The following is a 12,194-nucleotide window of genomic DNA, read 5'->3' as shown; positions in this document are numbered from 1 at the left end:
TATATATGGAAAGACACATAAAAAGGGGGAATGGTGCATGTGGGGCGTTGATTCAGCTGCAAAAGTGACGGAAGCGTTGCTTGCATGTGTGAGACGGGAATATGGTTTTCCGAAATTTTGGGGAAGATATGTGACGACAGTGCCGAACGTATCGGACGGGTTGACAAAAGAAGAAATCGCTTTCCTTCGTAGAAACGGGATACAAATTGCACCGATTTACAATGCATTTCGCGAGGCGACACAATACGAAAAAGGAAGGACAGCAGCAAGAAATGCGATTTTTCATGCGCGCAGACTAGGTATTCCGAAAAACAAAGTTATTTTTGCGAATATTGAAGATGAATTTCAAGTCGATGCCGCATGGATTCGCGCGTGGGTCGATACGTTTTATCCGAGCGGATATCGTCCGGGTATTTATGCAAATCCAACGAAAGGCGCATTCGGTGAAGCATATTGTGAAGCGGTAAAAAACGATGAACGTGTGGCACAACAAACGATTATATGGAGCTCTTATCCGCGCCCAGGGACAACACCAGCAACAAAAGCGCCAACGTATCGCCCTAACGTACCAAACTGCCGCGCGAACGTTTGGATATGGCAATACGGACGCGATGCGGACCGTTGCGCGATCGACACAAACGTCGCCAATCGAAAAGTGAGCGAGTTTTTATACTAAAATTTTTTTCCGTCGCATAAAAGAAGTATGATAAAATAAGCAGTAAATGATGTCGATGGAGGTTTTTTTTATGGAAAATAAAAACGGAATTTTATTAGAAAGTGGAACGAATGAACTAGAAATTGTCGAATTTTTAATTGGGGACAACCGATTTGCCATTAACGTCATTAAAGTGAAAGAAATTATTCAACCGATTGCGCCAACGAAAGTGCCGCATGCGCATCCGTACATTGAAGGGATTATTGAATTGCGCGGCGAGGTGCTTCCGCTCATCGACTTAGCGAAAGCGCTCGGCTTTGGGCCATCGAACAATCCAGCGCAAGATAAATATATTGTCGCACAGTTTAATCAACAAAAAGTTGTGTTTCACGTCCATAACGTCACGCAAATTCATCGCATATCATGGAAACAAATTGAAAAACCGTCGCAAATGTATCAAGGATTAGAAAGTCAAATTATCGGCGTTGTGAAGTTAAACGGAAATATGATTTTACTTCTCGACTTTGAAAAAATCGTTGTAGACATTAATCCACAATCTGGAATTAACGTCGAACGCGTGAAAAAATTAGGTAAGCGCGATCGTTCGAATAAAAAGTTGATCGTTGCGGAAGATTCACCGCTATTACGTAAACTACTTCACGATACGCTCGCTGAAGCGGGATATGTATACGTCGAGTTTTTTGAAAACGGCGAAGATGCGTTCAACTATTTACAATCGATCGTTCAAAAAGGAAAGCCGGTTGAAAGCGAAGTACAGTTAGTCATTACCGATATTGAAATGCCACAAATGGACGGCCATCATTTAACGAAACGTATTCGAGAAGATGAAAAATTAAAACATTTGCCAGTTATCATTTTCTCCTCTTTAATTACAGACGACCTTCGTCATAAAGGAGAGCGCGTCGGAGCGACAGCACAAGTAAGTAAACCTGAAATTGCCGAGCTTGTCCAAATGATCGATCAACACATTTTATAAGTAGTAGGGGATCACTATGGATCGTTATGAAAAATATCGCCAACATTTTTTAAAAAATATTCGCAAACGGTTAGAAGAATGGGAAAACGTTGATGAGATCGCCCATCAAGACGTCTATCGCCTTCTTCACTCCATTGCGGGCACAGCTGCGATGATCGGCATGAACGACATCGGAAACTATGCGCGCAAGTTAATGGAGCAGTGGGGAGAAAATGAAGAGAAAAAGTGGAAAGCGTCAGATGTGAAAGAGCGGCTCGCCCCGCTTTTTCAACTTTGTTACGAACAACAAATTGGAGAAGTGGCACAAAACGAACAAGGAACGAAACAAGGCGACGAACCGACCGTTTTGCTCATTGATGATGATCCGTCGTTTTTAATGTACGTGAAAGAACATCTTGAACAAAACGGGTGGTATGTCGTAGCGATTGCCGATCCAGTCAAAGCGGTCGCTTCGTTTTATGACGTTCGTCCGGATTGCGTTGTTATCGATATTCATATGCAAACGAAAACAGGATTTGAAGTACTAGCATTTTTAAAAGAAAAATTAAAACAACAATTCGTTCCGATGGTTATGGTTAGCATCGATGATCGAAAAGAGACGCGCATGAAAAGCTATGAAATGGGTGCGGATGACTTTATTCCGAAGCCGTTTGACATTGATGAATTGATCGTGCGCATTCATAGGCAACTCGAGCGAAAACAATTAATCGATGAGTTGCTTTTGTTAGATGAGTTGACGCATGTGTATAACCGAAAATATTTAAAACAAGCATATGAACAATTAAAAAGCGACTGGCACCGCACGCATGAACCGTTTTGTTTAGCGGTGCTCGATATTGACCATTTTAAACGAGTAAACGATCAATACGGTCATTTAATTGGCGATGTCGTCTTAAAACAATTTGCCCAATTTTTAAAAACGAACGTTCGTGCGCACGATATCGTGATTCGTTTCGGGGGCGAAGAATTTATCGTTTTATTGCCAGCGACCGAAGCGAGCGAAGCGTTTCTCGTATTTGAGCGCCTGCGCGAACAATTTGAACGCATGACGTTTCAATCTGGAGAAACGACGTTTTCATGTACATTTTCGACAGGCCTTGTGGAAGTCAACGACCCGTCCAAACCGATCGGTCATTGGATTGAGCTTGCCGATTCCGCATTATATAAAGCGAAAAACACAGGAAGAAACTGTGTCGTGCTTGCGAAGCAACAAGAAACGTCGTATCGCCGTACGGTGAAAGTAGCGATTGTTGATGACGATGCGATCGTGCGCGCCATTGTGACCGACGTCGTTCAAAAAATGTTTGCGAAAGAAAAAGTGGCGCTCGATTTACGTGCATTTAAAGACGGCGAACAGTTTATTACATCGGAGTGGCATCGTGGAAAAGAATCGTGCCTCGTCATTTTAGACGGCGTCATGCCGAAAATGGATGGACTGGAAGTGTTGCAACAATTAAGAAGCCAAAAAGACTCATCAAGATACAAAGTCATTATGTTAACGGCACGAAAAAGCGAACACGATATTGCCCGCGCCCTTGAGCTTGGCGCAGACGACTATATGACAAAACCGTTTAAATTGCTTGAACTTGAAGCGAGAATACGCCATATGTTAAAAAGGATGAATTGACAATGTCCCATTCGCTTGTTTTGTTCACTTTGATTGTCATGACGTTATCGCTCATATTACTGACTATTTTTCTTTATTTAATTGTGCGAAAAAGAAAAGACTACCGATGGAAACAAGAAGTAGAGACATATAAACAGTTGTATGAGCCGATCTTGTTTCGTCATTTAGCATACGGCGACGAACAAATCACTCCTCCATCATCGTCTGCGCAACATGTGGCGATGATGGAATTGTTAGACCATTTTCTTCGCGTTTTAGCTAACGGTCATGTAAAACAACGAGCGACGGCATTAGCGGAAACTTATTTTTCAAATTACTTGCGCCAACAATTGTATCATCGTCGGCTCGGTAGAAGGATGAACGCCCTTTTTTACATCGAAGATTTTGGACTTCGTTCCCTTTTACACGAATTAGAAAAGATGTATGAACAAAAACATGTAACGATGATGGAGAAGCGCCAACTGTTAAAAATGTTTGCTCTTTTTCGCCATCCGCACGTATATGAATATATGAAAACGAACGATGAATCATTTACACAGTTTGACTATCGCCTCATTTTATCCCGCATGGACGATAAAATGTTTGCGAAGGTGGTCGATCATTTTTTTGATTGGAACGAAAAAATACAATATGCGTTAATCGATATGATCGGCATTATGCAAAAAATAGCGCACGTATCGTTTTTGCGCACGTTGCTTCAACATGAACAAAGTGAGTATCGCATTCGCGCTTTAAAAGCGTTAGCTGAAATGGCGTTTCCACTTGAAACCGAACAACTTGATGTACATTTACGTTCACAAATTTGGCAAGAACGGTTGATGGCGTTGCGATTATGTGCGCGCGTACGAAAAGAGGAATTGATCGAACAGATCAAAGAGCTTATAAAAGATCCGATGTTTTCCGTTCGATCCCAAGCAGCAGAAGCGTTGTTGCGCATGCCGAACGGGTTGGCGATGCTCGAACAAATCGCCCAAACATCAGATGACCGCTATGCGCGCGATATGGCGCTTGAATGGTTAGAAAGAGGTCGACAATATGATTGAACTGGCGGCGCTGTTTGTCTTTTTCTTTATGATTGCAGTCATTGTTTTTTATACGTTTTTACTCGTCGTCTCGTTCGTGCAATTGCGTCGCATGTACGAGTTAGACGAATGGGAGCCGTATGAAGAAATGCTCGATGTCAGTTATACAAAACCAGTTTCCATTTTAGTGCCTGCTTACAATGAAGAAGCTGGCATTTTCGCAACGGTGCGCTCGCTTTTAAGCATCGAATATCCGGAATATGAAATTGTTGTCATTAACGATGGGTCAACAGACGATACGCTTGAGCGGCTCAAACGAGATTTTGACCTTGTTGAAATGAAGCGCGTCATTCGTGAGCAGTTAAAAACGAAACGTGTGCGTGCGGTATATCGCTCACAAAAATTTTCTCACCTATTTGTTATCGACAAAGAAAATGGCGGAAAAGCAGATGCATTAAACGCAGGCATTAATTTTTCATCTTATCCATACGTTTGTTCCATTGACGGCGACTCGGTCATTGAGCGCCGCGCCTTTTTAAAAGTCATGAAACCCATTATTGATTCAGACGAAGAAGTGATCGCTTCAGGGGGAAGTGTGCGCATCGCCAACGGCTGTGACATTGAAAAAGGGGAAGTCATTCGCATCGCCCTCTCTCGTCAACTACTCGTTGTTATGCAAGTGATCGAATATTTGCGCGCTTTTTTAATGGGACGGATCGGATTAAGTCGCCACAATTTATTGCTCATTGTTTCAGGTGCTTTCGGTGTTTTTTCAAAACAATGGGTCATTCGTGCTGGCGGATATGCGCATACAGTCGGAGAAGATATGGAACTTGTCGTCCGTCTTCATCGCCTTATAAAAGAAACAGATGCTGATAAAAAAATTGTGTACGTGCCTGATCCAGTTTGTTGGACGGAAGCGCCAGAGTCGATGACCGACTTACGTAAACAACGTCGCCGTTGGCATCGCGGATTATTTGAAAGCCTTTGGCTTCATCGTCGCATGTGGTTTAACCCGCGCTATGGGTCGATTGGGCTCGTTTCCATGCCTTACTTTTTACTCATCGAATTTTTTGGACCTGTCGTCGAACTGCTTGGTTACATCCTCATCGTCATCTCGCTCATTTTAGGCGACATATATATAGAATTTGCGATTTTACTATTCCTCGTTTCCGTTTTATACGGTTCGATTTTTTCAATGGCTGCCGTGTTGTTAGAAGAATGGACAGTGCGAAAATTTTCCAACGTTTCCGATGTTGTGCGCCTCTTTTTTTATTCGTTGACAGAGACGTTATGGTATCGTCCGCTCACGGTGCTATGGCGCTGTGAAGGAATCGTTGACGCGCTGTTAAAAAGAAAAGGATGGGGAGAAATGAAAAGAAAAGGTGTGTCGAAATGATGAAACGACAACGATGGCTCATTGGATATGTAGTATGTATTTTTCTTGCCATTTCTTCACCGTATTGGCTGTGGAAAATGAAGCCTGAAACAACGTTGAACATGCTCATCGTCAATAAAACGGTTCCAGATGAAACGTATCGCGAACATGAAGGGCTCGTTTGGCTATTAAATCAACAAAAATATGTGAAGCCAAACGGGGAGCGCTATGAGTTAAATAAAGATTACGTTGGTTTTGTACCAAACGGGAAAAAAGAACGACCGTGGCCGGCATCGTTACAACCGTACGACGTCATTTATGTGGCGGATACGTACGGTGTATATGAAAATGATTTCACTGCAGAAAAAAAGAAAGGGAAACGCTCGAAAAAAGTGTATGGCGGATTGACAGAACAAGAAGTCAGTCGCTTGCACGATGCGATGTTTGAAGGAAACAAAACGCTCATTGCGGAATTTAACTCGTTTGCAAGCCCAACGGATCGAGCTGTTCGTAATAAATTTTACGCGTTATTAAACGTCGAATGGACGGGCTGGATCGGCCGCTATTTTCCGAAGCTTGAAGATGACGAAGTGCCTGTATGGGTGAAAGAAAACTACGAAAAACAATACAACAAACGATATACATTTACCGGACCGGGCTATGTGTTTGTCGATGAGTATGATCGGCTCGTCATTTTAAATAAAAAAGAAATCGGAAAACGAGGGGTGCTTTTTACTCCGACGGACAAAGGGAAAAAAGAACTTCGGATTGACGGTTCGATTCCATATTCCTATTGGTTTGATATCGTTAAGCCACTATATGACGATGAAGTGTTAGCGACATATACGCTTTCGTTATCGGAAAGCGGAAAAGAGAAATTGCAAGCGATCGGCTTGCCGACGACATTTCCAGCAATCGTTCATCATCGCAACAAGCAATACGATGCGTACTATTTTTGTGGCGATTACGCCGATCAACCGGATGTGCCGAGCATTTATCAAACGGTCGGCATCGACATATGGCGGAAATGGACGACGCGCCACGATCCAAATAACACCGTCTCGTTTTATTGGAAAGCGTATGTTCCGATGATGAAAACGATTTTAAAACATGTGCATGATGACGAAAAACAAAAACGTGAGCGAACGGTAGCGAAAACAGACGACGGCATTCAACTTGCTGGACGAGTTGGAGAGCAATATATCCAAATTTATAAAAACGGCAAATGGGAAAATATGTTGTTAAAAGGAGTGAATATGGGCATCGCGAAACCGGGTCATTTCCCGGGTGAAACAGCGATTACGAAAGAAGAATATTTTCGATGGTTTAAACAAATTGGCGCGATGCATGCCAACGCTGTTCGGGTGTATACGATTCATCCGCCCGCGTTTTATGAAGCGTTTTATGAATATAACAAAATCGCACAACAGCCTTTATATTTATTCCATGGCGTTTGGATCAATGAGGAAACATTTTTACGAACAAACGATGCGTTTGCGAAAGACAATACAGAGGAATTTGTTGCTGAAATGAAGCGAACGATTGACATCGTTCATGGAAAAGCAATCATCCCAGCTCGCCCGGGGCATGCAAGCGGTGTATATCGCTTCGATATTTCGCCGTATGTACTCGGCTGGATTTTTGGTGTCGAGTGGGAACCGACCGTTGTTTATGCAACAAATACGAAACACGCTGGTTTGCCAGATTATCAAGGGACGTACGTGTATACAAAAGGTGCTTCGCCGTTTGAAATTTGGCTTGCGCGCATGATGGATGAAGCGATTGCTTATGAAACGAAAACGTACGGTTGGCAACGTCCGGTGAGCTTTACAAACTGGGTGACGACCGATTTGTTAACACATCCGAGCGAACCGTTAGAAAAAGAAGATTTTGTGTCCGTCAACCCGAACGTCATTTATACGACAAACGCTATGCATAGCGGCTTATTTGCGTCGTATCACATTTACCCGTATTATCCAGACTTTTTAAACTATGAGCCGAAATATGTCAATTACATCGACCATCGTGGCAAGAAAAACAACTATGCCGGTTATTTGCACGATATGAAGCAAGTTCATCGCATGCCGATCGTTGTCGCAGAATTTGGCGTACCATCATCGCGCGGCATGACGCACCGCAACGTATACGGGATGAATCAAGGATTTCATTCCGAGCAACAGCAAGGCATCATCAACAAAAAACTATTCGAAGATATTGTGCACGAAAACATGGCAGGCGGATTTATTTTCACATGGCAAGATGAATGGTTTAAACGAACGTGGAACACGATGGATTACGACAATCCAGACCGTCGTCCATTTTGGTCAAACGCGCAAACGAACGAACAACAATTTGGTTTATTAAGTTTTGATCCTGCGCCAGACGAAACGAAAATGATCAAAGTTGACGGACGAAAAGAAGATTGGGCATTCCAACAAATCGCCCCAGCGTTTCAACAAAACGGTCGTGCGCTATATATGACGAGCGACGAACGATACGTATACATTCGTTACGATACCACTGTAAAGCAAAACAAAGACGTATATCTTTTATTTGACACGATCAACAATCAAGGACAATCAACCATTCTCGACGTGCCAAATGTCAAAACAGAAGGAGTTGACTTCGTCCTCCATTTACGCGGGGAAAAAGAAGGACGATTATGGATTGATAGTTATTACGATTCGTTTTATTATCATTACGGACACGTTTTAAATATGATCGATCGTCTGCCGTATGCGAACAAAAAAAATAACGGCGTGTATCATCCGATTCGCTTAACATTAAATAAAAAACTACAAATTAAAGGAAAAACATACCCATTCGACTTTTATGAAACAGGCGTCATGACGTTCGGCACAGCCAATCCGCACGATGAAGCATACAATTCATTAACGGACGTGAGCGTCAGCAAACAAAAAGACGGATATGAAATTCGCATTCCATGGGCGCTGTTAAATATGAAAGACCCGAGCATGCATGAAGCGATGGGGGATATGTGGCAGAAGGGACTACAAAGTAGCGAAACAATTGACGGCATTCGCGTCGGCGTGTATGAAAAAGGATTTTCGTTCCCTGCCCATTTAGATGCAAAACAATTTTATACGTACACATGGGACGGTTGGGAAGAGCCGACGTATCACGAACGGTTAAAACGTTCATACGAAATCGTGAAACAAACATATAAGAAGTTTGAAGGAGAGGGACAATAATGGCAAAAATTTTATTAGCGGAAGATGAAGAAGTATTGCGCATGCTTGTCGTTGATACGTTAGAAGATGAAGGACACGACATTGATGAAGCGTGCGATGGGGAAGAGGCGCTTGAAATGATTAAACAAAACGATTACGACTTAATTTTGCTTGATTATATGATGCCAATATATACCGGCTTAGAAGTCATTCAACAAGTACGAAATATGCCCGATAAAAAACATGTAAAGATTATGATGCTGTCGGCAAAAAGCCAACAAGCCGACAAGCAACGCGTACTAGAGGCGGGGGCGGATTACTTTATGGCAAAGCCGTATAGTCCGCTAGAACTTGTGCAACGAATCGAGGCGATTTTACATGGAGAAGATGCGTAATTACTTTCGAAAAAGTTTAGCAAGACAATTTATCGTGCTTGTCGTTAGTTTTCTAGTCGTATTTATGATCGGTTCGGCATCATTGCTCGTCTATCAATCGTCATTAACGACATCGTTTGAACAAAAAAAGAATCAAATCGAAACGAAGATGAAATACGCCCAAGAAATCGAACGGGCGTTTAATCAAGCGTTTTCCGATGCGCGTGGCTATTTAGCATTTAATCGAAAAGAGTTTAAATTGAGCATTTTCCGCGAACAAGAAAATGTCCAAACGGCGCTTGATGCGCTCGAACTCGTCGCAACGACAAAAGATGATACGCAATTTATTTTAAAGGCGCGTCAGTTTGCGAGTTATTATTTTGGCAATCTCGTTCCGCAAGCGATCGAAGCGTTTGAAAATGGAAACATTCAAAAAGTGTTGAGTTTATCAGAAAATGGCGGTACAGCGTCCATTGAACAATTTCAATTTCAAATGAAAACGTATAAAAACAGACTAACTGAACAACTTGATGGTGAATTTCAACAATTACGTAATGCTCAAACGACGGCGCAAACGGCGTTTATTTTATTCATTGCTGTGATTTTAGCTATTTTAATTACGATTGCGCGCATCATGATGAAAAAAATCGGCAGACCGCTTAATGAACTTGCGAAAGTGGCGGAAAAAATCGCACACGATGAACAAGTCGTTTATGACATGCAAGAAACGACTAAACGAGAAGATGAAATCGGCAAATTAGCTAATGCTTTTAAAAAAATGTTAACGAGCATTCAAGAAAAAGAAGAAAGTTTAATGGCGCACAACGAAGAGTTGCTTGCTCAACAGGACGAACTAGAAGTACAACAAGCGGAGCTTGAACAAGCGCTTGAGACGATGCAAGCGCGTGAAAAAGAGTTAAAACGGCGCAACGATTTTATTAACGGACTATCGAACTCGCTTGATAAACAACAAGTATTAAAAAATATCGTTTGCAATATGGCGCGTGTGATGGAAGCGGACCGCGGCATGATCGTATTAATGAACGACGAAAAAACGCACGCCTCGTTCGGTTTATCAGAAGAAGGCGTCCATCAGTTTTTAACGTATATATACAACGGGCTGCATCAGCGATTATTCGAACAAAAAAAGCCGTTTATGTTGAAGCGGGAGCTGACACCGTCTGAAAAAGGGTATCATCAAGAAACGATGTTCGTGCACGACGTCTTTTTACCTGTGTTATCCAATACAAACAACGTGCAGGCGATCTTAGTGTTTAGCCGTTTTGGCGGACCGTTTTCGGACGAAGACATTCAAGAATATGTCGGCTTAACGAAACAAATATCGATTTCATTGCAAAAAATTGCGCTATATGAACAGTCCGAACAGGCGCGCGAAACGGTGCAACATATTTTAAATACGGTGCAAGAAGGGATTCATTTCGTTGATCGTGACGGCCGTAGCGTGATGGTAAATAAACAAATGGTTACCTTGCTTCAAAAAGAGACGATTGCTGAACTAGAAGGAGCAAGTTATGAACAATGGGCGCGCGGTTTAGTTGAACAGTCTGATGCGGGCAAAAAGCTATGCGATTATTTACAAGCCATTATTTTTAACGGCGATGAAGAACATGAACCGTTTGTATATCATTTACCACAAAAACGAAAAGTGATGCAAGTGTACGCCAAACCGTTATATCGTAACGGTGAACGGCAAGGAACGGTATTTGTCCATCGCGATATTACGAAACAATTTGAAGTCGATCAAATGAAATCAGAATTTGTTAGCACCGTCAGCCACGAATTGCGCACGCCACTTTCAAGCGTGCTCGGCTTTACGGAACTGATGTTAACGAAGGAATTAAAACCAGAACGTCAAAAAAAATATTTAACAACCATTTACCAAGAAGCAAAACGGTTAACTGCGCTTATTAACGACTTTTTAGACGTGCAACGAATGGAGTCTGGAAAACAGACGTACGATAAAAAATATGAAGATATCGTATCTATTATTGAAAGTGTGATCGAAACGCAAAAAGTAAATACGAAAATCCATCAGTTTCATTTACAAAAAGAAACGGATAAAACGACGGTGTTAGGCGATCGCGATAAACTCGCCCAAGTGTTTACGAATTTAATTAGCAATGCGATCAAATATTCACCAGAAGGCGGAAACATTACGGTGCGAATTTACGAACGAGGCAATCGCTTATGTATCGATGTGCAAGATGAAGGATTAGGCATCCCTGAAGAAGCGTTGCCAAACTTATTTACGAAATTTTATCGCGTCGATAACTCGGATCGCCGCCGTATTGGTGGAACAGGGCTTGGACTTGCGATCGTCAAAGAAATTGTAAAAGCACACGAAGGGGAAGTAAGCGTCACGTCCGAATTGAAAAAAGGAAGTACGTTTACCGTATCGCTTCCGCTTGTTGCCCTTGCGAACGCAGAAGAAGAGGAGCGCGACAATAACGAAAAGTACGCGCATGCGCACGTCATTATTGTGGAAGATGACGAACATTTAGCGGCGTTACTAGAAGCAGAATTAAAAGATAGCGGTTTTCGCGTCAAACATGTGAAGGAAGGAAAAGAAGCGATTGCCCTCATTGAAAAAGAAAAACCAGATGCGGTCGTTTTAGATATTATGTTAGAAGAACACGACGCATCTGGTTGGGACGTGTTAAAAGCGTTAAAACAAAACGACAAGCTTTCCGATATTCCAATTATTATTTCTTCCGCCTTAGAAGAACGAGAAAAAGGGATGGCGCTCGGGGCAAGTAGCTATTTAGTCAAACCGTATCAACCGAGCCAACTATCGAAAATGATTTTACAAATGTTGTTGAATAAAGAACGACAAGGAGAAATTTTTATTCCAATGCCAAAAGAGGAAGCCGAATAAGGTTTCCTCTTTTTTGTATAAAAACGGGCAGTTATTACAAACTAGTAAAAAACG

General features: G+C 42.1%; 8 protein-coding genes. All 8 read left to right on the top strand.

What is annotated here, in order from left to right; all coding sequences use genetic code 11:
- Window positions 1-37: 37 nt before the first annotated feature.
- Complete coding sequence (locus tag HNQ84_RS00910) at window positions 38-676, top strand: glycoside hydrolase domain-containing protein (RefSeq protein ID WP_183247305.1); 639 nt, start codon at window positions 38-40, stop codon at window positions 674-676.
- 70 nt (window positions 677-746) lie between these two features.
- Window positions 747-1,652, top strand: a complete 906-nt coding sequence (locus HNQ84_RS00905; RefSeq protein WP_183247303.1) for a chemotaxis protein — start codon at window positions 747-749, stop codon at window positions 1,650-1,652.
- Window positions 1,653-1,668: 16 nt separating this feature from the next.
- Window positions 1,669-3,279: a diguanylate cyclase gene (locus tag HNQ84_RS00900; protein WP_435620828.1), complete on the top strand. Its 1,611-nt coding sequence runs from the start codon at window positions 1,669-1,671 to the stop codon at window positions 3,277-3,279.
- Between the two features lie 2 nt (window positions 3,280-3,281).
- Window positions 3,282-4,322, top strand: coding sequence for a HEAT repeat domain-containing protein (locus HNQ84_RS00895; RefSeq protein ID WP_435620827.1), 1,041 nt, complete (start codon window positions 3,282-3,284; stop codon window positions 4,320-4,322).
- The gene (locus HNQ84_RS00890) at window positions 4,315-5,700 is read left to right on the top strand and encodes a glycosyltransferase family 2 protein (protein WP_183247297.1); all 1,386 of its coding nucleotides are present in this window, start codon (window positions 4,315-4,317) and stop codon (window positions 5,698-5,700) included. Before HNQ84_RS00895 ends, HNQ84_RS00890 begins: the two co-directional genes overlap by 8 nt.
- Window positions 5,697-8,891: a hypothetical protein gene (locus HNQ84_RS00885; protein ID WP_435620826.1), complete on the top strand. Its 3,195-nt coding sequence runs from the start codon at window positions 5,697-5,699 to the stop codon at window positions 8,889-8,891. Before HNQ84_RS00890 ends, HNQ84_RS00885 begins: the two co-directional genes overlap by 4 nt.
- Window positions 8,891-9,265 carry a response regulator transcription factor gene (locus HNQ84_RS00880; RefSeq protein WP_183247294.1) on the top strand — a complete coding sequence of 125 codons (375 nt, stop codon included), beginning with the start codon at window positions 8,891-8,893 and terminating at the stop codon, window positions 9,263-9,265. The genes HNQ84_RS00885 and HNQ84_RS00880 overlap by 1 nt, the downstream gene beginning before the upstream one ends.
- The gene (locus tag HNQ84_RS00875) at window positions 9,249-12,140 is read left to right on the top strand and encodes an ATP-binding protein (RefSeq protein WP_435620825.1); all 2,892 of its coding nucleotides are present in this window, start codon (window positions 9,249-9,251) and stop codon (window positions 12,138-12,140) included. The genes HNQ84_RS00880 and HNQ84_RS00875 overlap by 17 nt, the downstream gene beginning before the upstream one ends.
- The last annotated feature ends 54 nt before the right edge of the window (window positions 12,141-12,194 follow it).

This window comes from Anoxybacillus eryuanensis, from assembly GCF_051200995.1.
GTDB lineage: Bacteria > Bacillota > Bacilli > Bacillales > Anoxybacillaceae > Anoxybacillus > Anoxybacillus tengchongensis.
Note: the sequence above shows the minus strand (reverse complement) of the source record. Positions and strands in the feature narration are given on the sequence as shown.

Excerpts from the sequence above, each read along its gene's own strand:
- HNQ84_RS00890 (WP_183247297.1), top strand. The coding sequence starts at position 4,315 with ATGATTGAACTGGCGGCGCTGTTTGTCTTTTTCTTTATGATTGCAGTC.
- HNQ84_RS00910 (WP_183247305.1), top strand. The coding sequence starts at position 38 with ATGTGGGGCGTTGATTCAGCTGCAAAAGTGACGGAAGCGTTGCTTGCA.
- HNQ84_RS00880 (WP_183247294.1), top strand. The coding sequence starts at position 8,891 with ATGGCAAAAATTTTATTAGCGGAAGATGAAGAAGTATTGCGCATGCTT.
- HNQ84_RS00905 (WP_183247303.1), top strand. The coding sequence starts at position 747 with ATGGAAAATAAAAACGGAATTTTATTAGAAAGTGGAACGAATGAACTA.
- HNQ84_RS00895 (WP_435620827.1), top strand. The coding sequence starts at position 3,282 with ATGTCCCATTCGCTTGTTTTGTTCACTTTGATTGTCATGACGTTATCG.
- HNQ84_RS00875 (WP_435620825.1), top strand. The coding sequence starts at position 9,249 with ATGGAGAAGATGCGTAATTACTTTCGAAAAAGTTTAGCAAGACAATTT.
- HNQ84_RS00885 (WP_435620826.1), top strand. The coding sequence starts at position 5,697 with ATGATGAAACGACAACGATGGCTCATTGGATATGTAGTATGTATTTTT.
- HNQ84_RS00900 (WP_435620828.1), top strand. The coding sequence starts at position 1,669 with ATGGATCGTTATGAAAAATATCGCCAACATTTTTTAAAAAATATTCGC.